Below are 24,985 nucleotides of genomic sequence, written 5' to 3'. Positions count from 1 at the left end.
CCGCTGGCGCGGTTGAGCACAAGGAAGAAGCAGCACGTCGATGGAGGAACTGACCTTGGACCTGGACATGCCGCAGCAGCCCGGAGAGAGCGCGGGCCAGGCAGCAGGCGAGGAAAAGTCCCAGGTCGTGGCCCTGAAGGAGGGCGAGGTCGCCGACTACATCAGCGGCGAGGCGATCAAGGAGACGCCCAAGGAGAAGGTCCGCCAGCGCACCGCTCGCGCGCTCGTCCACGAGTACGGGATCGACCCCGACGACATGGAGCGTGATTTCGCCCTCACGGTCAGCGAAGAGGGGGCCAAGCGGAAGCGCACCAAGAAAGCCGACATCGCGGTCTTCGAGTCCGGCATGCCCCACACCACCGCCAACCTGCGCCGGGTGGTGATCTGCAAGCCCGAGCCCAAGCAGACCAAGAACGTCCTCAAGCTGCGCATGCCCGACCAGGCGCGGAAGGACCTGGAGGAACTCCAGGAACTGATGGGCAACGAAGGCCGTCCGCTATGCGCTCACGGCATGTGGACCGACGGTGCCGACTTCTTCTTCCTCAAGAAGGTGGTCGACGACTTCGGGGTCAGCTTCGAGGACCGCAGCGACTGGGAGATCGCCGACGGGACGGACGGCAGCCGTACCGTCGCCTCGCACCAGCGGCTGCGTGTGGCCGAGCCGGAAAGGCTCAAGATCGCCTTCCGGCGTTGCCACAACTACATCCACGGCAACGAGGGCATGCCGAAGGACGCCGCCTTCTGGCAGTTCCTCTACCTGCTGTTCGCCAAGATGTACGACGAGCGCGTCAGCCGGGGCACGGGGCACGGAAGGTTCCGGGTCGGCCTGAAGGAGATGTTCGAGGCAGACGGGCGTGCTGCCATCGCTAAGCGAGTGCGGAGCCTCTTCGAGGACGTCAAGGGCGAGTACAGGGAGGTCTTCAAGCCCACCGACGAGATCACCCTCTCCGACCAGGCGCTCGCCTTCATCGTCAGCGAGCTCGCCCACTACGACCTCAGCGCCTCGGACATCGATGCAAAGGGCATCGCCTACCAGGAACTCGTTGGCATCAACCTGCGCGGAGACCGGGGGCAGTACTTCACCCCGCGCGTCGCGGTCGACCTCATGGTGGAGATGCTCGACCCGCAGCCGGACGAGACCGTCCTCGATCCGACCTGCGGCACCGGAGGCTTCCTCCAGGCCACGCTCAAACACCTGCGTGACGGCTGGAAGAAGGAGGCAGGCACCTTCGGCTTCCCCGACACCAAGGAGGAGCGGGAACGCTACCCTGAGCTTCTCAAGAAGTATGCGAAGGAGCACCTGTTCGGTGCCGACTTCGACCGCTTCCTGGTGCGGGCGACGACGATGGACGTCATGATGCTCGCGCAGACCACGGGCAATATCTTCCACATGGATTCGCTCGCCTTCCCGCGCGGACACCTCGCGGACGTCGAGGAAGCGAAGAAGAGGATTCCGCTCGGCAAGACCGTGGACGTGGTGCTGTCCAACCCGCCGTTCGGCGCGGACATCCCGATCAGCGACGAGTCAGTGCTCGGCGACTTCCGTCAGGGCATCGCCCGGTCGTGGGGGCGCGACCCGGTGACGGGAGAGCCCACCGCAAGCACGACCACCACCCCGAAGAGCATGGCTCCTGAGCAGCTCTTCATCCAGCGGGCCATCGAGTGGGTCAAGCCCGGCGGGCGGATCGGTATCGTCCTTCCCAACGGCATCCTGTCGAATCCCGGACCGACCGACGAGGCGATCCGCCGCTACATCCTGGAGCGCTGCTGGGTCCTTGCCAGCGTTGAACTTCCTGTAGAGACCTTCATCGTCGACGCCAACGTCAACATCCTCACCACGCTGCTCTTCCTCAAGCGGAAGACCGAGCAGGAAGTACGCAACTGGAGGATGAAAACGGAGAAGCCATATCCGGTCTTCATGGCCGTCGCCGAGAAAGTCGGCTTCGACCGTCGCGGAAACGAGCTGTACAAGCGCACACCCGACGGCGAGCCCGTGGTCGAGACCTCGGTCGAGATCGAACGTCTCAACATCCGAGGGAAGCAAGTGGTCCGGCCGCTGAGGCGCAGCAGGAAGGTCATCGACAATGACCTGCCGGTGATCGCGGAGAAGTACCGGGAGTTTCGGGCCAAGTACCCGGTGCCGGGAATCGACCCGCGTGAGGCTGCGGGAGCGGGCGCATGAAGGTCGCCGACCTCGCCAACCCGGTGATGTCCGGCTGGTTCGCCGCCCATGGGCTCCGACTGGACGCATCGCCGTATGTCTCGGGCGCGCTGGCGATGAAGGAGATGCTCAAGCGGGTTCCGAGGACAGAGCCGCTGGCGAGCCTGACGCAAGGGCACAACGGGGGAATCTTCAACGGTCCTATGTTCCGACGGGTCTATCTGACCGACCCTGAGCACAGCGTGCCGTTCCTCGGCACGAAGGACATGATGGCGGCCGACCTCACCGGCCTTCCCCGGCTGCGGAAGTCGGACGCCACCTCGGCCGCGCTGTCCTATCTGAGGCTCAAGCCGGGGATGACCTTGATCTCGCGGTCGGGGTTCAATGCTGGTAGACGCTCCTATGTTCGTCCCGACATGGGAGGTATCTGGGGGTCGGAGGATATCGTCAAGGTCGAGTCCGACCCCGAGAAGATCAAGTCCGGCTACCTGTTCGCCTTCCTGCTCAGCAAGTTCGGCGAGGTACTTGTCAGGGGCTCGGTCTACGGGTCTGCCGTGAAACACATTGAGCCGCACCACATCGCGGGGCTCCCGGTGCCCCGGTTCGATACAAAGCTCGAGGAGCGGATCCACAAGCTGATCGAGAAGAGCGCGGAGCTGCGGGCGCAGTGTCAGAAGGACCTAGTGGCCGCGACGAAGGACTTCTTCGACAGCAACGGACTGCCCGAGCTGAACAAGGTCGGCTGGCACCAACAGGACCGGGACCTCGGGTTCGTGGTGGAGAGCGTGGGGCCAACATCGATCCGGGCGCTGAACTTCGCGCCTCGCGCACGACAATTGATCGAGAAGCTGGGCGCGGTACCGGGCTCTACCTTGGGCGAGGTCTGCTCTGGCGGAACCTTGAGTACGGGGGCTCGGTTCAAGAGGATCGATAGCGATCCGGAGCACGGTGTTCGTCTGATCGGGCAGCGGCAGTCGTTCTGGCTCCGTCCCGAAGGACGATGGATCAACGAAGCCCAGGCTCCCGACGATATCCGTCTGCAGGACGAGACAATCTTGGTTGCGGCACGGGGCACGCTTGGTGAGAACGAGGTTTACAGTCGCTCGGTCTTCGTGACGGGCTCGTGGTTGCAGCATGCCTATAGCCAGGACTACGTGCGCGTAGTGAGTGGTGATCCCGAGGTATCCGGGGCCTATCTCTTCGCCTTCTTCAGGTCCGAGGCCGTGTTCCGGGCACTGCGCTCCATGAGCGTGGGAGGGAAGCAGCAGGAGTACCACCCCACGTTCCTCAGAGCACTGCCCGTTCCGCTCGCTCCACCGGAAGATCGCGCCCGCATTGCAGCCACCGTCCGCTACGCCTACAACTGCCGCGACCGAGCCGATGTCCTCGAAGACAAGGCGCTCGCGCTGCTCACCGCCGCCATTGAGGAGGCCGCCGGGTAATGGGTGCCAGGATCGTTGCTGTTGGGGAGGCCGTCAACGATGCCGAGCGGAGAGTGATCGCCCACCTGCGTGATCATGCTCCCGACGACTGGACGGTCCTGCACTCTGTCGAGATCCCGAGCCGGAACCGGGAGAGAGCCTTCGAGGTCGATCTCGTCGTGGTGACCGGACACGCGGTCTACGTCATCGACGTGAAGGGCACCTACGGCCGAATCGAAGCCGACGGCAGCCGCTGGTACCCGGCCCGCCGCGCCCCGTTCCGCAGCCCGGTCCCCAAGCTGCAGAGCCATGCCAAGCAGCTCAAGACGGTCCTGGAGACCGTCCACCGGCCGCTCGCCCGGCTCCACACCGACGCTTTGGTGGTCCTCACCGCCCCGGACGCTGTCCTTACCGACTCCACGCCGCTCCAACGCGACGCGAAGGCCACCGTCGCCCTGGACGGCCTGATCGGGCGGCTGGCCGACGCCAGCCGGGTGCCGGTGGTGTCCGGCCGGTTCGACACTGATGTCTCCGCCCACCACGAGGCGATCGTCAGCGCCGTCCGCGGTGCCTCCCGCGCGCCCTCCGGTCCGCTCCGGTTCGGTAACTGGCAGGTGATCGAGAAGCTCAGCGAGTCACAGCACGCCGATGGCATCGATGTGCTCGCCGAGTACAGGGCCAAGCATGCCCTGATGGTGCAGGGGTCGGGGACCGTCCGGCTCCAGGTGCGCAAGGTCGACCCCTACGCCCCTGAGGCCGCGCGACTGTTCGAACGCAGGCAGGTCGGGATTGCCTACGAGGCGCTCGGCAAACTGCCTTCGCACCCGAACGTCGTAGGGGTACGGGACTTCCTCGCCGACGATGACCAGGGCGTGTGCGTCACCGTCTTTGAGGACGTGCCTGGACACGCTCTGCGACTGCACTTGACCGGTAGCGGAAGCGCCGACCCGCTGACCGCCGACGCCAAACTGCGGACGCTCCGCGACGTCCTGCGCGGTCTTGCACACGCCCACAGCCGCCGGATCGCGCACCGCGAGCTCACCCCGTCGAACATCCTGATCGCCCAGGACGGCCGGGCAATGCTGACCGGCTTCGAGTACGCCAAGACGGCCCAGCGCCGCCCCCACACCGTGGACGTCCAGGCGCACCAGGTCGCCGACCCGGCGTATCTGGCCCCCGAGTGCCACGCCGTGCCCTCGGCCATGGGCATGGCCGCGGACGTGTACGCGGTCGGGGTGATCGGCTACCAGTTGCTCACCGGGGAGCTGCCCTTCTCCTCCGCCACCGAGCAGGCCGGTGCAGCCGGGCAGCTGCCTGCTGGGGGCCTTACGAGCGCCGGGGTGCAGGTCGAGCTCGCGCACTGGCTCCAGACTCTGTGCGCCATGGACCCCGCTGCGCGGCCCACCGCCGTCGAGGCACTGCGCCGCCTCGACCTCGCCGTCGGCGTCCGAGCACCCGCCAAGCGCATCGGCTCCTCCGCCGCACCGGCCCTGCCGCCCGCTTCCGGCAGCGGCGGGGGAGACCTGGAGGCCCCGCACGGCCCGGAGTTCTACCGGGACCTGCCGGCCGACTTCCAACTCGGCACCAAGTACCTGGTGCGTCGGAGGCTCGGCCGTCCCGGCTCATTCGGGGTGGCCTACCGGGTGTACGACACGATAAGGAGTGTCGACCGGGCGGTGAAGCTGGTCCTGCGGGACCGGGATTCCGTTCTGGAGCGGCTGCGCCGCGAGGCCGACGTCCTGGCACGGCTCCAGGGCGCGCCGCACCCCAACGTGGTGGCGATGGTGGACGCGGACCGGCTGCCGTCCCCGGATGAATACCCCTACCTGGTCTTCGAGTTCGTCGACGGGAAGGATGTCGCCGAGGTGATCCGGGGCGGGCGGATGGGGGCAGCGGACGTACTCAGACTGGCGATCGACACCGCGCGCGGTCTGCGGCACATCCATGACCTCGGGGTCTGGCACTGCGACATCAAGCCGAGCAACCTGCTGTGGACTGACGACGGCGTCAAACTGATCGACTTCGGGATCGCCAAGACCTCCGACTCCTCCGAGGGGCACACCTACACCAGCCCCCGCTACAGCCCGCCCGACCTCGACCAGGTCCCCGCCGACGCCGGCGGCTACACCGATCGAGACCTGTTCGGGCTGGGCGTCACCTTGTACGAAGCGCTCACCGGCGGGAACTACCCGTGGGACGCCAACCGTCCATTGCCAGGCGCCCGGCCCATCGACCCCCGGACCGCCTACAGCGGGTTCGGCGACCTCGCTCCCGGCTTCGCCGACACCATCCTCAGGGCGGTCTCTCCGTACCGGGCCGAACGGTTCACCACCGCCGAGGAAATGCTGCGAGCGCTGGAAGACCTCCAGTCCGCACGGGACGTCTCCGCATCCGCCCCGTCCTCGCCCGCGCGCCCGCAGGTACCGCCGGCGCCGCCCGCCGGTGACAGCCCCGAGGAGGCAGAGCCTTCCGAGCCGAACAGCAACCCGTTCGTCGGCCACCTGCAGACCCTGTACAGCCAGAGCCACCGTTCCAACCGGGGCACCCGCGGTCTCGACCCGCGCGCCATGTCCGTATACATCGAGACCGCCCTCGACCGTGAGCTCATCCCCGCCCTCCGCCGGGGCGAGCACGCACTCGTCGTGGTCACCGGCAACGCGGGCGACGGCAAGACCGCCTTCCTCGAGCACTTCGAGCGCCAGGCCCGCGAGCTGGGCGCCGACTTCGGCCCGCCCCGGTCCAACGGCAGCGACTTCACGCTGGAGGGGCACCGCTTCCGCACCAACCACGACGGCAGCCAGGATGAGGGCGACACCGTGGGGGACGAGGTCCTGGAGAACTTCTTCGCCCCCTATGCGGGTGCCTCGGAGGAGGGGTGGCAGGGAGACGGGGGAGAGACGCGTTTGATCGCCGTCAACGAGGGGCGGCTGATCGACTTCCTCAGCCACCGCCACGACCGGTACCCCCACCTCTCCAAGCTCGTCAATGCGGGCCTGGCCGGAGGCAGCACCGGACAGGTCATGGCAGTCGTCAACCTCAACACCCGAGACGTGTCCGCCCGGCTGGTGGGCGCCGACGGCGTCCCGCAGGACGGCGAGTCGCTCCTGGAACGCATGGTCGACCGGATGACCCACGAGAATTTCTGGGAGGACTGCGCGAGCTGCGACCTGGCTGCCGTCTGCTATGCCCGGCACAACGCCCAGACCTTCCAGCACGCCTCGGCCGGCCCCCAGGCTAAACGGCGGCTGCGCCGGGTGTACGAGCTCACCCAGCTTCGCGGCAAACTCCACATCACCCTGCGCGACCTGCGCTCGGCACTCGCCTTCACCCTCACCTCGGGCCGCGACTGCACCGAGATCCACCAGCTGTACGCGGACGGCGACGTTCGTCGCATCCTCGACGGCTTCTACTTCTCCGCGCAGCTGGGCACACCCCCGGCAGACGACGGCACCCCGCAGGAGCGCGACCGGCTGCTCTCACTGCTCCGCGAGGCGGACGTCGCCGCCGCCCCCAAGCCTCGGCTCGACCGCCGACTGGACTACTCCGGCCTCCTGGACAGCGGGGCGTTGGTAACAGTGGACGGGCGGGGCGACCGGGACCGTGTCCTGCTCTCCGGCTTGTTCGCCGAGCTCACCCGGTCGGCTGGCACCCACCACAGCCAGGCCGAAGAGCACCGCCGCTACCTGGACGCAGCCCGCCGCCTGCTCTACTTCGAGCTCCACGACGAGGAACGCGCGCAGCGGATGCTGCCCTACCCCTCCGTCCTGCGCTTCATGGACCTCCTGTCCGCTGACGGCGACCTCGTCCAGGAACGCGACGCGCTCCTGCGCGCCCTCAACCGGGGAGAGGGCCTGATGGCCCCGGAGCGCGTCGGAGACGCCCTCGCTCTGAAGGTCCGCGAAGTGCCCGACGGCACCGTGCGGAGCTTCCGCCGCTTCCCCGCCGAGGGTTTCCGTCTCTCACCCGGCACCGCGCATTCCTCCCCGTACATCGAAGCCGGTCGGACCTCGCTGCGGCTCAGCTACCAGGACCCGGCAGGGCGTCAAGGCGGCACAGCGGAGCTCGATATCCGGCTCGACCTATTCGACCTACTGCATCGTTTCGAGCAGGGCTACCGGCCGTCCGTGGCCGACATCCAGGGGCAGCAGCTGGCCCTGTCTGTCTTCAAGAACCGGCTGTCCGCCGTCCCCTACCAGGAAGTGCTCCTCACCACCCACGGGCACGACCTGCGTCGCATCCACCGCACCGAGGACCGGGTCCTACACATGGAGGAACTGGCAGCCGGGCTTCCTGCCGACGCTCCGGTCGAGGGGAACACCAAGCAGCAGGGCACCGACATTGACGGAGCGCAGGAGGCGGCGGCATGGCGCTAACCGGATCACTCGGCACGTTCCACCACCCCGGCGTCAGCCGGATCGACTACAAGCCTCTGGACATGGACCGAGTCCTCACCGCGCTCCTTGCGCGGCTGTGGCACGACGGCAGGCCCAGCAAGATCAGCCGGGACAAGACGCTAGAGGTGGAGGTGTTCGTCAACCTCTTCCTGAAGCACTCCAAGGTGTTCGACGGATTCGACCGGAACACCACCGCGCGCTGGACCGCTACCCACCTCCTGGACCTGGTCAACCGAGGCAGGGCGGATGAGTCGGTGGCAGGGCCCAGGCCGCTGCACGGTTTCGTCTACCGGTTCCGCAACAGCCGCAAGTCCCGCCCCTACGGGGCCGACGAGCAGCTGTACGAGATGCTCGCGGTCGACGACGGAGCGCTGAAAGGCCTCCGTGAGTTCTTCTTCTCCGACGTCGACCGCTCCACCGGCGCAATCACCCCGGGCCCGGACACCGACGTGGAGACTCAGGCGCTGCTGCACATGGTCGAACTCGCCGGCAGACAGATGCAGGACCGGCCGGACAACAGCAAGCCCCGCACCCCCCACCCGCCGCTGTGCGCTGAACCCGCCCACCTGCTCTGCCAGGACGTCATGCGGCTCCTCTACCACCAGGACCACATGCCGCGCACAGTCCTGGTGGACCACCTCAAGACGCTCTTCGCCTTCCACTTGGCGCTCTACCACCTCCGCATGGTGAAGCTGCTACCTGCAGCCCTCGCGAACGGCACAGCCCCGACCTCCTGCCGAAAGGGCCACACCGGCACGACGGCAGCCGACCGCTGCCCGTACCAGGTACGCCTCTTCCTCGATGTGGAGGGCGCGCCGGGCACCCGGGCCGCCAGCATCGCCGAGCACAGTGCGGAAATCTGGTACCGGCGGATCCCCCGCTTCGTGCAGGCCACCTACCAGATCAAGAAGCTGGACGAGTTCGCCGAGCACCTCGCCGCCCAGGGCGATGGCCCAGGCCGGTCCGGCGGCCGCAACTACGCCACACTCGAGGAGGCGCTGAGGCTGCTCGGCAAGTCTTACGTGAAGAAGCGCGACTCCTTCTTCCAGCAGCGTGCCACCCGGGTGCGGGATGAGGAGAAGGAACTGCCGCCTGAGGTCAGGCAGATCACCCAGCTCAACCTCGACCCCTTCGACGAGTACACCGAGATGCTCATGCACTACCGGGGCCGCTACTACCGGGGCCAGTTTGTGAAGTGCCTGGACTCCATGCTGCTCAAGCACCGCCCCGGAGCACTGATCGCCCAGCCCCGCGGCGGACACGGCGGCGATGCCTCGGCCCGACGCTTCATCCTGGACGCACGCCTCCTCGAAGTACTGCTCCAGGTGTCCCTTCTCCGCGAAGAGGCCGGCGGGTCCGGAAACCTCGCAACCGCTCCGATGCGGGTCGACGAGTTCCTCGCCCTGCTGCGTGACCGCTACGGGCTCCACATCGACCGGCTCCCCGAGGGCGACGGCTTCGCCGGGGCCCACCTCGACGACCAGGCAGCCCTGCGCGCCAACGCCACGGCGTTCCTCAACCGGCTGCGGGAGATCGGCTACTACCAGGACATGTCCGACGCCTACCTAACGCAGACCATCACCCCCCGGTACACCATCGGCACCGCGGCACGGACAGGAGCCACTCCCTGATGAGCAGCGGCACCACCGGACTGACCGAGACCACCTCCAAGGACCTGCGCGACGCCCTCGAAAGCGTCCTCGCGCCCCGGCTCTCCGCGCTCCTCACCGCGCGGGGCAACGGGCACTGCATGCGGATCACCGAGGTGGAGGCCGAGCTGGCCGCGGCACTGGTGCGCCGCCTGCGCGGAGCCGCCGGCCCCGAAGCCACCGTCTGCCTGCTTCTCCCCGAGGCCGACCTGTGCCCGGACCGGCCTTTCCATGACGTCGGCGTCACCAGCACAAGACTGGTCGAGCTCCGCAACCGGGCAGACGGCGAGGGCATACTGCCCGGACCGCTCCTGGTCTTTGTCCCCCCCGGCACCAGGGTGAGCGCCGAGGACTCCTTCGGTATCGCAACTTTCGAAGAAGTACCGCTCGGAGACGCCTACGCTCATCTCGCCGACCATCTCCTCGACCAGGTACCCGAGCGGCTGCGCCCGGGGATCGACGCACTGCTCGCCGCTCTCCGCGACATGACCGGGCCCCGGGCCGGCAACCGCTCCATCGCCCACTTCCTCCTCACGCTCCAAACCAATGACTACCGTGAGCAGGTAGCTGGGGCAGCGGTGTACCACTTCGGGCTCGTACCGGACTTCGACCTGTTCACCGACCCCGGACTGATCGCTGAGCGGGTCGGGAAGAACCACCGCTTGGTGGCGAAGCTGACTGCCTCACCGCGCTCTGAGCGGCAGCGGGTCCTCGATCTAGGCCTGAGCGACAGCGACTTCGCCTCCCGCCTGGCTGACTTCGCCGTCCGCTGCGGACTGGAGGATCCGGCGGCGTGGACCCGCCGCATCGTGGTCGACCGGGAGAACTGGCACCTGTCCTTCGGTAACTGGCGCATCGACGAGCGAAAGCGCGCTGCCGTCTCCATCGAGGTGCGCGAACTCGACCTGCCCACCGTCGGCGACAGCGCCGAGGCAGCCGCGCACCCCGCCCTCACCGCCATCGTCGGCCAGCCCTACCTGCTCGCCGGGGAGAACGGCGTACGCGACCTCATCGTGCGGTTCGCGGTACAGCCCGACCCTCGCAAGGTGGAAGGGCTGGTGAGATTCCGTGTGGAGATCGTCTCGGAGAGCGGCGGCCCGATCGGCCGGATCACGCACATCGGCAAGGGTGCACGCCCGAAGGCCGAATACAAGGCCTCACTCCTCCGCCTCAACAAGATCGACTGGGAAGAGGGGTGGCACTACGTCAGAGTCGTCCCGCTGGACGAAAGCGGCGAACCCCTCGACGTCCTCCCTGGCGCGCACGATCTACCCGGCGGGGAAAGTGAACATTTCTACGTCGTACCCGGAGGGGAGATCGAGGAGCCTCCGGCGCGCAGCGCCGGGCGCTTCGCCGGAGTCACCCAGGCGCTGAGGTCCCTGCAGCTCGACGCCCTGGCCGGCGCCGAGGATCCCGCGCGGGTCACCGCCCTCGATGTCCGATGGCGACCGATCACGGCACGCAGCCCGCAGAAGATCCTGAACGTGCGGATCCAGACCGTCGGCAGCGGCGAGATCCGGCTCTCGCGGCTGCTCGTCCAGGCGCAGCAGGACCTGCTCGCCCGGCCGGACGACACCTCGTTGCGGCGGATCCTCCTGAGATCCGACGGCACTTCGGAGATGCCCGTCGGCCTGGACGAGGACCTGAAGGACGCGCTGACGGGACGGGCGGCCGAGGCGTACCACGACTTCCTCTCCGCCCGGCGCACCTACTTCGCTGCGGTAAGCGGTCAGGACCACCGTGCGGCGCAGGATGGTCCGGCCGAGGCGGCCGGACTGCTGGTAAGCGAGGCCGTCGACTTCGAGCGGGTCCGAGACGAACTCGTCGCATATGCGGAGGCGTACGCAGAGCTGGTCGATGCCCAATCTCTGCACGCCGAGCGGGCCGGCGAGACCGGACAGGGCCGTGCCTTGGCCGCTCTGGCAAGGATCCAGCAGGTCGACTGCGTGGCAGCGACCCTCGCGGACGGTTTGGGGCGCAAGGACACCGTGTTGCTGGTCTCCCCGACCCACCCGCTGCGGGCGCTGTGGCTGGCCACATGGTCGGCGCTCGGTCTGGACTGGACACAGCGTCTGACTTCCGGTGACAAACCCGCTGTCCTCGCGGTCAAGGACTCCCTCATGGGGAATCTGGCCCCCCTGGGCTTCCCTTTCGCCGTTCCCCGACAGGACGGCCGCCTGATGGCTGCCGCCGACAACATCACCCCGTACTGGGGCGCCTATCTCCCCAGCGAGACGGCAGACCCCCGCGGCCTGCTCGGCAGGCTCGCCACTGCACTGCAGCTGCCGCCCGCAGGCACGCGTCCTGTCTCCGGCGCCCTTTGCGGAACGGCGCTCGCCGACCGCATAGAGCGGTACGTACGGCTCCATCCGTACGTTCGCACGCTCGTCATGAACGTCGTCAACGCCGGCCGCGCGGAGATCGTCGCCGACGCCCTCCTCGAACTGCAGCGCCGCGACACCACCCGGGATCTCGCCTACGACATTCGTCTCTGCGTGACCGATCCGCAGGCCCCGGAGACCGGAGAAGCACTGGCGGAGCTGCAGAGCGCCCAGAGCGCGATCACCTCCGCCGAAGCGGAGGCCTTCCTGCACACCGCAGGTCCAGGACGTACAGCGAAGCTCGTCCACTCCGTGCGCTCTGTCGCGGAGTTCACCAGCCAGGCCGACGACTTCGATGCCCATCTCACGGTCCTCATCGACGCCTTCGGCGGTGAGCAGCACGCCGCCACCACGCACCGGGACATCTCTCACGCCCCTGTCCACGGCCTGGTACAGAGCACCACGGTCACCTACGAGGACAACGAGCAGCAGATCGTCTGGCGCACCTCCCCGCGCCACGGCAGCGCCCTCGCCCTGGAGGATGCCGAGGACCTGGCGACCCTGATGAGCCGCCTGCCCGAACTGCTCACCACCGCGGCCGCCTGTGTGGCCACCGCCGGGCAAGCCCTGAGGAGCGTGCCCTGCACCGTCCTCGCCCTGGACACCGACGACCGGGCCCTGCTCTACCAGGCCCACGAGACCGGCGACTGGGTCGTCACCATCGACCGGACCCTCGGTCTGGAGTACTTCGACCACGCGGGACAGCACGGCCGCCCCGAATACGTCATCGACTACGCGCCCTCGGTCGGCAGCGGACTCGGGCACCAGATCATGGTGAGCTCCAACTCGGTCGAAGAACTGCGTACCCTGCTCGGCCCCACCGCCCGGCAGCACGGCCTCGACGTCGAGGAGCGCCACCTCGACACCTTCTTCGACCAGTTGCGGCTGCTGTCGGGGAACCTCGCTTTCAAACTCGCCTCGACCGCACCCAACCAGCGCACCGAAGTCCTCGGCCTGTCACTGGCCCGCCTCTACCTGGACTACCAGGACGTCCTGCGCAACCAGATCGTCGTACCGCTCGACGCCCACCCCGAGCTGTACGCCGAAGTCCGCCGCCAGACCCGCGAACTCGGGGGCTCCCTCTCCTTCCAGCGCAGCGACCTCGCGCTCTTCCACCTCGACGCCCGGACCCGTACCGTCACTTGCCGCCTCGTCGAAGTGAAGTGCTACACCGCGCTCGACGACATCACCGCCTACCAGCGACTCAAGACCAAGATCGGCCAGCAGCTGGAGCGCAGCCAGACTGTGCTCGCCGAGTCTTTCGACCCCGAGCAGCGCAGTCCGGACCGCGTCGACCGCCCGGTCAAGAACCTCGCACTCGGCACGATGCTCCGCTTCTACCTGGAGCGCTCGACCCGGCACGGTGTCATGGACCAGAGCGCCCGCAAGGTCGCGCACAAGTTGCTCGACACCCTCGACGACGGCTACCGGCTGCGGTTCACCCGCAGCGGCCTGATCTTCGACCTCGCCCGGACGGGAACGGACCAGGAGACCGACGCTGGAGTGGAGTTCCACCGGATCGGCAGCGACCTCATCAACGAACTGATCCAGGCGATCCCCACGGTCCGGCCCGGCCTGCAGGCAGCACAGGACTCTGCTCAGGAGGAGGAGCCGGCGCCAGAAGGTTCTGCGACCGCGCCCACGCTCGCACTGCTGGACTTGTCCGTGCCCCGCCTCGCCGACGCGGCCTTCCGTGCGGAAGAACCCCGGGATGCAGAGGGATACGACTCTGACGGGCAGACTCCCGGAGGGCCGGTGGAGGATGCCGGCGCCGGGTCCGGCCCTGTCGAGGACCCACCGCACTCGGCCGAAGCGCAAGCCCCGCAGGACCAGGAGCAGCCCGCACCGGCGGCCGATCAGGCCTCCCTGCCTGAGGCAGAGCCCGCACGGGCGGCCGATGCGCTGGCCTCTACTGTCGCCAGACCTGCGCACACGGCAATCGTGCTCGATCCGCCCGGTGGCTTCCACGATGCACCAACCGTTGACGGTCCGAGGCAGGTTACGGAGGTCGCGGCCCCCACCAGCGCCGGAGCCGCACAGCCCGATGTCTTCCTGGGCGTCACCCGCCCCTCACCGCAGTACGGAGTCCTCGGTGAGGCAGTCGGCCGCGCAGTCGCTATCGACTTCAACGAGACCCACACCATCAGCCTCTTCGGCGTGCAGGGGGGCGGCAAGAGCTACACTCTGGGCACCCTCATCGAGGCGGCGTCGTTGTCGGCCCCGCCGGTCAGCCTTCTTCCGCATCCGCTGGCCACAGTGATCTTCCATTACAGCCAGACCATGGACTACGCCCCCGAATTCACCTCAATGATCGCTGCCAATGACGACGAGAGGCAGCTGAAGATCCTGCAGGCGCGTTACGGAGCACAACCGAGTGCTCTCGACGACATTCTGCTACTGGCTCCGGCCGACCAGGTGGAGGACCGACGGCGAGAGTTCCCCGGAATCGATGTGCAGCCTCTCTGCTTCGCCTCCCGTGAACTCCAGGCTGCCCACTGGCGGTTCCTCATGGGGGCAGTGGGCAACCAGTCCATCTACATCCGCCAGCTCACCCGCATCATGCGCACCCACCGGAACTCTCTGAACCTCGATTCGATCCGACAGGGCGTCGCCGATTCAGGAATGCCCGACCATGTGAAGCAGCTCGCCCAGCAGCGCCTCGATCTTGCTGCCGACTACATCGACGACAGTGCGCACCTGACCTCTCTCATCCGTCCCGGCCGGTTGATCATTGTCGACCTCCGGGACGAGTTCATCGAGAAGGACGAGGCTTTGGGCCTCTTCGTAGTCCTGATGCAGCTCTTCGCTGAGGCCCGGCGCGACAGCGAACACTTCAACAAACTGGTTGTCTTCGACGAGGCCCACAAGTACATCGACAGTCCGGACCTCGTGGCCGGCCTGGTGGAGACAGTGCGCGAGATGCGGCACAAGGGCATGAGCATCCTGGTCGCCAGTCAGGACCCTCCCTCTGTCCCGGTCTCCCTCATCGAGCTCTCCGACCACGTGATCCTGCACAAGTTCACCTCCCCTGCCTGGCTGAAGCACCTCCAGAAGGCAAACACCGCTTTCGCATCGCTGCGACCGGACCAGCTCGCCCAGCTCCAGCCCGGCGAGGCTTACATCTGGGCGAGCAAGGCCACTGACCCGGCCTTCACCTACGGTGCGACGCGCGTCCGATGCCGCCCGCGGGTGACCCGGCACGGAGGGGCGACCAAGACTGCGAGCGGGGAGTAGCCGGGGCGGCGCTGAAGTTCTCGCACCCGGTTGCGGGGTGCCGGCGATCCACGAGACCGATCCGGGGTGCGGTTCCGCCTCTGCCAGAGCTGGCGGAACCGCACCCCACCAGGTACCTGCGTAGGCAAGTTCGGTTCACTCTGTCCCGACTGGCAGCACGTCCGGTGACAGCGCCGCCGCGTGCGCCGAGGCGCTGGTCATGCGGCGGCGGTGGTGCCGTCGACAGAGGACCTCGTAGCCGACCTCAGCGGCGGTGCGGGCGACGTCTTTGACAACGACCCCGCTCGACGACCTCATCGAACTGACCCGGGCCACCCGATCCGATACCGCCCGTCGATTCACCGACCTCATCACCACCCCGGACCCGCGCACGGTGACGACACCCAGTGGCGCCGACTGCGGGCGTGTCGACGCGCGGCTCGTCCACGTAGGGTCAACGGTGTGATGGTGCGCAGCAAGAACGAAGTCATCGTGGCTGGCATCCTCGAACAACTCGCTCCTGGTGCTTGGGCGTACGAGCAGCCGTTCAAGGGAAGCGACGGCCGCACGGTGCTACCGGACTTCACCATCACGCCTCTGTCCGGGCCGGCCATCTTCTGGGAGCACCTCGGCATGCTCGACAATCCTGAATACGCCGCCAATGGCAGCAGCGCCTGAAGTGGTACGCGCAGCAGGGCGTTCTCCCCGAAGAAGATGTCGGAGGGCCCAATGGCGTCCTGGTCTGGACGAGCGATGAGCATGGGGTGAAACGAACCGGAGTGGCGGGCCCTCGCCCAACGCGTCATCGGTGCCGCAGCCATCCGCCGTGCACGGCCCACAGCCGTGAAGAGGACGGCGGCACGTCCCAATAATCCCCAGCTCCCATGACCTACCGGTGCATCTCGACGCGCTGCGAGGCGATGGCGCCGTGGCGCCCACGTCGGATCCGTGCGGCAACGGTGACTACCCGAGGCTCTGCTGGGGTGGCGTCCCGCCGGGTGGTGTAGCCGATCAAGGTGCCGGAATCCGCAGGCCAAGGACGACGGCTCCGTCGGTCGAGGGGTTCAACTCGTCTCAGCAGGGCGCCTCGTGGGCTGCCGCCTCTGCGGAGATCATCAGCGGCCTCGTAACCGAACGCTCAACGCTTGATCCCCTACACCACGACGTGGGACGCAACCTCTGCTGGCGCGACAGCCCCGACCAGGCAGAAAGACAGGGTGACGGGGACCAGCGCGAAGCGAATCTCGAAGGTGCATGTCCGCTTCGCAGAGATCGAAGTTCGGGGCAGCGCCGTGGGCACGATTAGCCATGCTTTGCGCCCCCGCCTGGGACTCAATCCTGCGGGCAACGTCCGTCCCGCGATGCCGACCGGCTCCGTTCGCCGGCTGCGACGTACCGCCACCACTGACCGGAGTTCCGGACGAACGACACAAACCTCACCCCCCAGTCCCGCCCATCCCTCAACGCCCCAGCCGACGGATTCCGCAGCCGGATACGCCCCTATCCCGCAATGCCCCGTTAGCCCAATCCAGCACCGATCCAGCAGCGGTGCGGGTGACCAGGGATGACGACAGGTGACGAGACGTCAGGAAATCCAGCACGGATCCAGCACCGGATACAGCGACGGGGCCGACCCCGAATGGGACCGACCCCGCCTGACCTGCACGTTTGCCAGATCGCCACATCGATGCTATGGCAGGCACTAAACGTTGAAGCGGAACTCCACCACGGTGCCGTCCTGCATCACCTACTCCTTGCCCCTCCATGCGGGCATCCACGACGTAGCCTCCGGCGAGAAGGCCTCCGCCTTGATGAGCCAAGATGCCGCCCCGCGTTCAGCAGTGCATCGAGCAGCTCGCCGAAGCCACGGTCCGAGCAGGCCGATGCGCTTCGCCGGCACCTTCTCCGCCGCCACAGGATCGCCACACAGCACCGAGAAACACCCGGGAACGGTCACAAAGAGTGAGCAACGATCGCTCGGCCCCGTAGGCGTGGAGGTGCCCCCTGACCAGGCAGAACACCATGTCAGGGGGCACCTCCACGCTTACCGACAGACGAGCCGAGCTATACGCCGGGTTCTGTTCCGGCGGGTCCTCGCGGTCCCGCCGGCGACGGCCATCCATCTAGGACCGGTGTTGCCACCGGCCTCCAGCGGTCTACCCGCGGACTCGGGCGGGCCGCCCTCGATCGTCCGCGCGGAGGCACCGAGGTGCCCCCTTCTTGACCTTGCTCCAGGTGGGGTTTACCTAGCTGCCCAGGTCACCCTGGGCACTGGTGGTCTCTTACACCACCGTTTCACCCTTACCGGAGACCGAAATCCCCGGCGGTCTGCTTTCTGTGGCACTGTCCCGCGGGTCACCCCGGGTGGCTGTTGGCCACCACCCTGCCCTGTGGAGCCCGGACGTTCCTCGGGAGACCCGCCAGGGGTCCCACGCGGCCGTCCGCCCGGCTCGTCTGCCGTGCCGAACATGCTACCCCCGTGCCGGCCACCATCCGACTCCCCGGACCCGCCGCCCCTCCCCTACCTCCCGCACCACCCCGCCGAGCGGCGGCGGGCAACGCCGTGCCCCGGGTCCCTCGCGAGCGGGCCGATCGCTTGACCTTGCCGCGACGTCAACGTGTGTAGTGAGGTCATGCGCATCGGAGAACTCGCCGAGGTCGTCGGCGTCACCACACGGACCGTACGCCACTACCACCATCTCCGGCTCCTCCCCGAGCCGGAGAGGCTGAGCAACGGCTACCGGACCTACACCCTGCGGCACATGGTCGTCCTCGCCAGAGTCAGGCGCCTGGCCGAACTGGGACTGAGTCTGGCCGAGATTCGGGACGTCCTGTCCGACGAGGCGGGGAAGGACCTGCTGGAGGTCCTCCGGGAGTTGGACGCCGACCTGGCCGACCAGGAAGCGGCGATCCAGGACCGCCGGGCGAGGTTGCGCACCCTGCTGCTCACCGAGGACCTCCCCGAGGAAGGGCCGGTGTCCGCGGAGCTGCGGGAGGTGTTCGCGGCTCTCGCGCCCGCTTCGGACTCCGGCACAGCCGTGTACGACCGCGAGGTGCTGTCCGTACTGGATACGACCCTCGCACCGGAGGATCGGGACCTGCTGATGGACATGCTGCGCGATTCGCTGAGCACGCCGGACGCGGTGGAACGGGCCCGGCGTTGCTACGCCCTGCTGGACGGACTCGCCGACGCCGAGCCCGACGATCCGAGGGTCGCGCGGGCGGCGCGGGCGCTGGCGGACCTCCTGCCGGCGGGCCCGGTGCGGGAGAGCACCGGGCCCGCCGAGGCCGCCCGCCCCGGGCGGCCGGAGATGGCGTCGCCCGACGGGGCGGGTGGCGAGAACGGGTTCCTGCGCGCGGTCCTCGACGACCTGGCCCCGGCACAGGCGGAGGCCGTGCGCCAGGCGATCGGGCTCGGGATCGGAGGCCTGGGGTGAGGGCGGCGAGACGGCTGGTCCGTCACGAGTTCCTGCTGTTGACGAGCCTCCTGTGGTGGGCCCTGCGGCGGACCCCCAACACCGGAGACGGCACCCGGCACTTCGGCTATCAGCGGGGCGAGGGGCCGATGATGCTCGGGCTCGGCTTCGTGTGCGTCGTCGAGACGGTGATGATGGCGCTGCTGCTGCGCCCCTGGCCGACCGCACACCATGTGATGCTGGTGGTCGACCTGTACTCGGTCGGGCTGGTCACCGCGTTCCACGCGGCTTGTGTGGTGCGGCCGCACGTGTTGGACTCCTCCGGCGGGGTGCTGCGCGTCCGCCGGGGCGCCCACCTCGACCTGCGCGTGCCCCTGCGGGCGATCACGGCCATCAGGCACGAGCGCTCCGTCGGGCCGGGCGGAGCGCGGGGCGGGGCGGTGGACGAGGCGTTGGACGTGTCCGTCGGCGCGATGACGTCGCTCACCCTGGAACTCGCCGCGCCGGTCACCCATGTCTCGTTCCTCGGGCGTCGGCGGCCCGTGCGGGTGGTGCGCTTCCACGCGAACGACCCCGACGCGCTCGTGAGCGCCGTGGAGGCGGCCCGGTCGGCCGCCCTCGGCGGGGGCGCGGACGCTTGACGGGGGCGGGCCGAGGGGAGGGGCCCGGGACCTCGCGGGACCCCTGGAGGAGGGCGCCGGGGCGCGGACGTCGTAGGCTGACGAGGGGCTTCGGAGCGAAGGAGTACGCGTGCTTGTCCTGCTGCCACCGTCCGAGGGGAAGGCGCCACCCGGCGCCGGCGCGCCGCTCAGGCCGGAGGCGCTGTCCCTGCCCGGTCTCGCCGGCGCTCGCGCGGCGGTCCTGGACGCCCTGGTCGAGTTGTGCGCGAACGACGAGGAGAAGGCGCGGACCGTCCTCGGGCTGGGTGAACGACTGCGCGGCGAGGTCGCGGTGAACGCGGCGCTGCGGACGGCCGGCGCGCGGCCCGCGGGCGAGGTGTACACCGGGGTCCTGTACGAGGCCCTGTCGCCCGCCACGCTCGATCCCGCGGCCGAGGCGCGGGCCGCGCGGTCGCTGTTGGTCTTCTCCGGCCTGTGGGGCGCGGTCCGGTTGACGGACCGTGTTCCGTCCTACCGGTGCTCGATGGGCGTCGATCTGCCCGGCGTCGGGGCGTTGGCCCGGCACTGGCGAGCGCCGATGGCCGAGGTGTTGCCCGATGCGGTGGGGGCCGGCCCGCTGTTGGACCTGCGTTCGGCGGCCTATGCCGCGGCGTGGCGGCCGGGCGGCGACATCGCCTCCCGCTCGGCGACCGTGCGCGTGCTGCACGGGCCGACGCGCAAGGTGGTGAGTCACTTCAACAAGGCGACCAAGGGGCGCCTCACACGTGACCTGTTGACGTCGGGCGTCGATCCCGAGGGCCCCGCCGAGCTAGTGGAGGCGCTGCGCGACCTGGGGTACGACGTGGAGGCGCGAGCGCCCGAGCGTCCGGGGAAGGGCTGGGCCCTGGACGTCCTGGTGGAGCGGGTGCGCTGACTGGTGGGCGGGCGCCCTCAGCGCAGGTGGGAGGTGTCGTTGAGGAGGCGCAGGCCGGTGTTGCCGTCCGCGTAGTAGGCGATGGCCGACAGGGAGGCCGCGGACAGTTCCATGCGGTACAGCGCTTCCGGCGGGGCGCCGAGGGCGAGGCGGACCAGGGTCTTGATCGGGGTCACGTGGGAGACCAGCAGGACGGTGCGGCCCCGGTGGGCCTCGACCAGTCGGTCCCGCGTGGCGGCGACCCGGATCGCCGTCTCGGCGAAGGACTCGCCGCCACCGGTGGGCGCCACCTCGGGGGAGGCGAGCCAGGCGGCGAGGTCGTCGGGGTGGCGTTCGCCGACCTCGGCGAAGGTGAGTCCCTCCCAGGCGCCGAAGTCGGTCTCCCGAAGGCCGTCGTCCACGGTCATGGCGAGGCCCAGGCGATCGGCGACCACGGCCGCGGTCTCCCTGGCCCGGGCGAGCGGCGAGGAGACGACCGTCTCGATGGTGCCGCGTCGTGCCAGTGCCGCGGCCGTCGCCTCGGCCTGTTCCCTGCCGACGTCGGAAAGGGTGGGATCGCCGCCACCGCTGCCGGAGAAGCGCTTCATCGGGGTGAGCGCGGTCTCCCCGTGCCGGAGCAGGACGAAGGTGGCGGGCGGCCCGAGGTCCGGTGGTCCCCACCCGCGCGTGGCCACCTTCTCGGCGGCGGCGCGGGCGCCCGTCCGGACGGCGGGCGCGCCCGCGAGGGCGGATCGGTCCGGGTGCGCGGGGTCGGCCGCGGGGTCCGCGACCGGGCCGGGGGGCCGGTCGCCGGTCGAGGTGTTCTCGGCGCCCGTCGGTTCGCCTCCCGGGTCGTCCGCCGGGGCGTCGTCGGAGGGGCCCGCCGGGGCGTCGCGCGGTCCGGGGTTCCCGGTGGTGTCCGGGGTCGCGGTGGGGGACGGGGCGGACCACCGCTCGCCGCGCGCGCCCGCGTCCATGGCCTCGTTGGCAAGGCGGTCGGCGTGCCCGTTGTCCTTCCGGGGGATCCACTCGTAGGTCACGCGGTCGGCCGGCAGGATCCCGGCGGCCTCGGCGGCGATGCGGCGGAGGTCGGGGTGTTTGATCTTCCAGCGGCCCGACATCTGCTCGACGACGAGCCTGGAGTCCATCCGGACCCGCACCCTCGCGGTCGGGTCGAGTCGGCGCGCGGCCCGCAGTCCGGCGAGGAGCCCCCGGTACTCGGCGGCGTTGTTGGTGGTGGTGCCGAGGTACTCGGCGGTCTCGGCGAGGGTGCGGCCGGTCTCCGCGTCCCGGACCACGGCCCCGTACCCGGCCGGGCCGGGGTTGCCTCGCGACCCGCCGTCCGCCTCGACGACGAACTCGCGGCCGGTCCGCGCGGACCCGGCCTCGGCGGGCGGGGACGTTTCCGGTCGGCCCGGCTCCGGTCCCCGCCCGACGTCCTGTCGACCCGCTCCCGACGCGCGCACCGATCGCCTCCTCGTCCCTACCGGCCCGGCCTACAGGCCCGACTCGGTCGTGCGGACCAGGATGCGGCGGCAGTTCTCGCACCGGGCCACGTAGTCGGGTGCGGCGGAGCGGATCTCGTTCAGCTCGGTGATGGCCAACTCCTGCCGGCATCCCTGGCAGGTGCGCTGATGGAGCCTGGCGGCGCCGATGCCGCCCTGTTGGTCCCGGAGCTTGTCGTAGAGCTTCATCAGGTCGGCGGGGACGGCGGCGGCGACGACCCCGCGCTCCTTGGTGACCGTCGTGGCCTCGTCGTCGATCTCCCGGAAGGCGGCGTCGCGGCGCGCGGTGGCCTCGTCGATCCTCTCCTGGAGGGAGGCGACCCGTTCGGTCAGCTCGGCGACGCGTTCCTGGGCGGACTCGCGGCGCTCCATCACCTCCAGGACGACGTCCTCCAGCGCTCCTTGGCGGCGGGCGAGTGAGGTGATCTCGTGTTGGAGGTTCTCCAGGTCCTTCGGGGAGGTGACGGCACCGGAGTCCAGGCGTTGCTGGTCGCGGGCGGCGCGACCGCGCACCTGGTCCACGTCCTGCTCGGCCTTGGTCTGCTCGCGGGCGCAGTCGCTCTCCTCGGTCTGCGCGGCCACGAGCAGGTCGCGCAGTTGCTGGTGGTCCTTGGTGAGCGAGTCCAGTTCGGCGTGCTCGGGCAGCGACTTGCGGCGGTGCGCGAGCTGTTGCAGACGGACGTCGAGGGCCTGGACGTCGAGGAGTCGGATCTGGTCGGCGGGCTCGGCGTTCAGTTGGGGGCTCCTGCGTTCGGGTCGGAGGGGTCGTTCGGGACGCTGGTCGAGGGGGTGGGGGCGGATGCCGCGTGCGCGGTCCACGGGTCGGTGACGGTGGTCGAGACGTGGACGCGCAGGTCCCAGCCGTGTCGGTCGGAGATCTCGCGGAGTTGCCCGGCGGCCAGCTCGCACCAGGGGTGTTCGGTGGCCCAGTGGGCGGCGTCGAGCAGGGCGAGGGGGCCCTGGGCGCGGGCCTCCGAGGTGGGGTGGTGGCGGAGGTCGGCGGTGAGGAAGGCGTCGGCGCCGACGGCGCGTACCCGGTCGAGGAGGCTGTCCCCGGAGCCGCCGCTGACGGCGACGGTGCGGACCACCGCGTCCGGGTCGCCGGCCACCCGGACGCCCTGCGCGGTGGCGGGCAGGCGAGCGGCGGCGCGGTCGGCGAGTTCGCGGACGGTCGTGGGCGCGTCCGGGACGCAGATCCGACCGAGTCCGCGGCTGCCTCGCGGGTCGGTGGGGTCGGGCAGGAGGGGGCCGGTGACGCGGAGGCCGAGCGCGGCGGCGAGCGCGTCGGACACGCCGGGGTCGGCGGTGTCGGCGTTGGTGTGCGCGACGTGCAGCGCGACCCCGTTGCCGATCAGTGTGTGGATCACCCGTCCCTTGAAGTGCGAGGCGGCCACCGTGGTCGTCCCGCGCAGGTAGAGCGGGTGGTGGGTGACGAGCAGACCGGCGTCGAGCCGCACCGCCTCGTCGACGATCTCCTGGACGGGGTCGACGGCGAACAGGACCCGGGTGACCTCCTGGTCCGGGTCGCCGGCGACCGTGCCGACCGCGTCCCAGGGCTCGGCGCGCTCGGCGGGCCAGAGCTTGTCCAGCGCGGCGGTGACTTCACACAGACGGGGCACGGGGCAAGGCTACCCGGCCGTTCCGGTCGCCCGTACCGCCGCCGTCGGATCGGATCGGGCTTTCCTCCCGCCCCTCGCGCGACACTCCGCACCCGTCGGATGAATCGTTCCTGCACCACCCGTACGTGTGAAGCACAGGGCCGAGGGCGCCATGTGGTACGAGCGAAAACTACCTTCGTCACAGGAGGTGACCGAACGATGACAGCCTGTGCCATCGACCCCTCGGTGGACCCCGGGGTTCCCGAGGGGCCGCGCGCGGCGTGCAGCATCACCGCCGACGGCGCGTACGCCGCGCGGCTGGCCCGCCGGGGAGACGCCCGGTACGCCGAGCGATGGACGCTGGACGGCCCCGAGCCGTACGCGGTGCCGCTGCCGCGCGGCCGGCCGGAGGCGCCCGGCACCGGGCTGATGCCGATGGGCGACGGCCGCGTCCTCGTGCACCGGCGCGGAGCGGGGCGCCATCTGTTCGCGCTCCTCTACCCCACCGGTCCGGGCACCGGGGAGCTGCCGCTGGGCGTGGTGGAGTGCCCCCGGGAGAACCCCGGAATGCGGTTGCTCCCTCCGGTGTCCGACGGCACCCGGGCCTACGCCCTCGCGCACGGCCGGCACGCGACCTCAGTGTGGCTGGTGGCCGGCGGTCGGGCGGGTCCCGAACCGCTGGCCGAGGTGCCGGGGCGTTGCTCGGGCGGCGTGTGGCTGGACCACTCGGCCCGGATACTGGCGCTGGACCGGGAGATCGACGGGCGCACCAAGACCGTCGTGGTGGACCTGGCTCGGGGCGGCGAGGTGTCCCCGCTGCTGCAGATCGCGCCGGACAGCGACGACCGGGTGCTGCTGGCCGACCCGGACAGCGGCCTGCTGGTCCTGCGTTCGGACGCCCCCGCCCCCGGCGCCCCGCCCGGCCTGGGTTGGGGGGTGCTGGGCAGTTCCCGGCCGGTGCGCTTCCCCGCCTGCCTGCGGCTGCCGGGGTGCACCGTGACGCCCTTCGCCATCCAGCCGGGGCAGTCGCTCACCCCGGAGCGATGCGCGGTCGCCCTGCGCCTTGACGGACCGCTGGGCAGTTGGGTGGCCGTGTGGCGGCCGGCCGAGCGGAGGGTGCATCATCTACGCCCTCCGCGGGGGTGGTTGACCGGCGGCGGGACCTGGACGTCGGACGGGGTCCTGCAATTGCCCTACGCCGCGACGGAGTCGACGTGCGGGGTGGCCCGACTGACCCCGCCGGTTCCGGATTCGGCCGGGCCGGCCGGCGGCGGCGCGAGGCCCGGACAGGACGGGGCGGTCCGCCCCTCGGGGACGCCGAGCGCCCGCCCGGCACGGGTGACGCCCGCCCGCCCCGCGGGAAGTTGGCCCGCCGCGTGGGCGACGGCCGGGCAAGCGTCCGCCGCCGGTGTCGGGCCCCGCCCGGTGCCGTTGCAGCAGGCCCCGTTGGCGGGTCTGGTAACGAACTAGTCGCGGTTGCCCCGACGGCCGAATCCATGCCGTGCCCGGCCGGTTACACTCGCTCGGCTGCTCGAAAGATCATGTCGACGGGGTGAGTTTCTCATGAGCTACGCCAGCACCGACGAGCGCGCGCCGGGTGAGCGTGCCGACGTTCGGGAGATCGCGGCCGGTCACGGCCGTCACCGCGGTCCGGTTTCCACCGGCGGGGGCGAGGCGACCCCTCGGGGTCGCCACCGCAAGCCGGCCGGGGAGACCGAGGCGGCTGCCTGAGGGC

Annotated in this window: 14 protein-coding genes, 1 other RNA gene and 1 pseudogene; 11 read left to right on the top strand and 5 right to left on the bottom strand. The window is 69.8% G+C overall.

Annotation, left to right across the window (positions count from 1 at the left end):
• Window positions 1-40 precede the first annotated feature (40 nt).
• From JEK78_RS16790 to JEK78_RS23465, 5 genes are read left to right on the top strand one after another with little or no spacing between them, the layout of a single operon-like run.
• A complete protein-coding gene (locus JEK78_RS16790) occupies window positions 41-2,182 on the top strand; it encodes an N-6 DNA methylase (RefSeq protein ID WP_200260238.1) in 2,142 nt (713 codons plus the stop codon).
• Window positions 2,179-3,603, top strand: coding sequence for a restriction endonuclease subunit S (locus tag JEK78_RS16785; protein WP_200260235.1), 1,425 nt, complete (start codon window positions 2,179-2,181; stop codon window positions 3,601-3,603). The genes JEK78_RS16790 and JEK78_RS16785 overlap by 4 nt, the downstream gene beginning before the upstream one ends.
• Complete coding sequence (locus tag JEK78_RS16780) at window positions 3,603-7,955, top strand: serine/threonine protein kinase (protein WP_200260232.1); 4,353 nt, start codon at window positions 3,603-3,605, stop codon at window positions 7,953-7,955. Before JEK78_RS16785 ends, JEK78_RS16780 begins: the two co-directional genes overlap by 1 nt.
• Entirely contained in the window at window positions 7,946-9,607 is a 1,662-nt protein-coding gene (locus JEK78_RS16775; protein WP_200260229.1) for a hypothetical protein, read from the top strand. The genes JEK78_RS16780 and JEK78_RS16775 overlap by 10 nt, the downstream gene beginning before the upstream one ends.
• Window positions 9,607-15,240: a hypothetical protein gene (locus JEK78_RS23465; RefSeq protein WP_242483108.1), complete on the top strand. Its 5,634-nt coding sequence runs from the start codon at window positions 9,607-9,609 to the stop codon at window positions 15,238-15,240. The genes JEK78_RS16775 and JEK78_RS23465 overlap by 1 nt, the downstream gene beginning before the upstream one ends.
• 135 nt (window positions 15,241-15,375) lie before the next feature.
• On the opposite strand, the pseudogene JEK78_RS16765 reads toward JEK78_RS23465, so the two are convergent.
• Window positions 15,376-15,525, bottom strand: a pseudogene (locus tag JEK78_RS16765) (thymidine kinase); the annotation flags it as partial.
• 156 nt (window positions 15,526-15,681) lie between these two features.
• Between JEK78_RS16765 and JEK78_RS16760 the strand changes: the two are divergent.
• On the top strand, window positions 15,682-15,897 hold the full coding sequence (locus JEK78_RS16760; RefSeq protein ID WP_200260226.1) for a hypothetical protein: 216 nt from the start codon (window positions 15,682-15,684) through the stop codon (window positions 15,895-15,897).
• Between the two features lie 1,373 nt (window positions 15,898-17,270).
• Here the strand turns inward: JEK78_RS16760 and rnpB are convergent.
• Window positions 17,271-17,672: RNase P RNA component class A (rnpB, locus tag JEK78_RS16755), an RNA gene on the bottom strand.
• A 180-nt stretch (window positions 17,673-17,852) separates the two neighbouring features.
• Here rnpB and JEK78_RS16750 point away from each other — a divergent pair.
• The 3 genes from JEK78_RS16750 to yaaA all read left to right on the top strand — a co-directional run bounded on the left by JEK78_RS16750 (window position 17,853) and on the right by yaaA (window position 20,168).
• On the top strand, window positions 17,853-18,656 hold the full coding sequence (locus tag JEK78_RS16750) for a MerR family transcriptional regulator (protein WP_200260223.1): 804 nt from the start codon (window positions 17,853-17,855) through the stop codon (window positions 18,654-18,656).
• Window positions 18,653-19,276, top strand: coding sequence for a hypothetical protein (locus JEK78_RS16745; protein ID WP_200260220.1), 624 nt, complete (start codon window positions 18,653-18,655; stop codon window positions 19,274-19,276). The genes JEK78_RS16750 and JEK78_RS16745 overlap by 4 nt, the downstream gene beginning before the upstream one ends.
• Before the next feature lie 109 nt (window positions 19,277-19,385).
• Window positions 19,386-20,168, top strand: a complete 783-nt coding sequence (gene yaaA / locus JEK78_RS16740; protein WP_200260217.1) for a peroxide stress protein YaaA — start codon at window positions 19,386-19,388, stop codon at window positions 20,166-20,168.
• A gap of 17 nt (window positions 20,169-20,185) precedes the next feature.
• Here yaaA and JEK78_RS16735 read toward each other — a convergent pair whose 3' ends face one another.
• The 3 genes from JEK78_RS16735 to JEK78_RS16725 are packed head-to-tail and all read right to left on the bottom strand — an operon-like array spanning window position 20,186 to window position 23,271.
• Window positions 20,186-21,613, bottom strand: a complete 1,428-nt coding sequence (locus JEK78_RS16735) for a bifunctional RNase H/acid phosphatase (protein ID WP_200260214.1) — start codon at window positions 21,611-21,613, stop codon at window positions 20,186-20,188.
• A gap of 30 nt (window positions 21,614-21,643) precedes the next feature.
• Entirely contained in the window at window positions 21,644-22,387 is a 744-nt protein-coding gene (locus JEK78_RS16730) for a C4-type zinc ribbon domain-containing protein (protein ID WP_200264217.1), read from the bottom strand.
• Window positions 22,384-23,271: a Nif3-like dinuclear metal center hexameric protein gene (locus tag JEK78_RS16725; RefSeq protein WP_200260211.1), complete on the bottom strand. Its 888-nt coding sequence runs from the start codon at window positions 23,269-23,271 to the stop codon at window positions 22,384-22,386. Before JEK78_RS16725 ends, JEK78_RS16730 begins: the two co-directional genes overlap by 4 nt.
• 198 nt (window positions 23,272-23,469) lie before the next feature.
• On the opposite strand from JEK78_RS16725, the gene JEK78_RS16720 reads away from it, so the two are divergent.
• A complete protein-coding gene (locus JEK78_RS16720; RefSeq protein WP_200260208.1) occupies window positions 23,470-24,720 on the top strand; it encodes a hypothetical protein in 1,251 nt (416 codons plus the stop codon).
• Window positions 24,721-24,813: 93 nt separating this feature from the next.
• A complete protein-coding gene (locus JEK78_RS16715) occupies window positions 24,814-24,981 on the top strand; it encodes a hypothetical protein (RefSeq protein ID WP_200260205.1) in 168 nt (55 codons plus the stop codon).
• Window positions 24,982-24,985 lie beyond the last annotated feature (4 nt).

Origin of the sequence: Streptomyces sp. HSG2, from assembly GCF_016598575.1 — a bacterium.
GTDB lineage: Bacteria > Actinomycetota > Actinomycetes > Streptomycetales > Streptomycetaceae > Streptomyces.
This window is presented reverse-complemented; position numbering and strand designations above follow the sequence as displayed.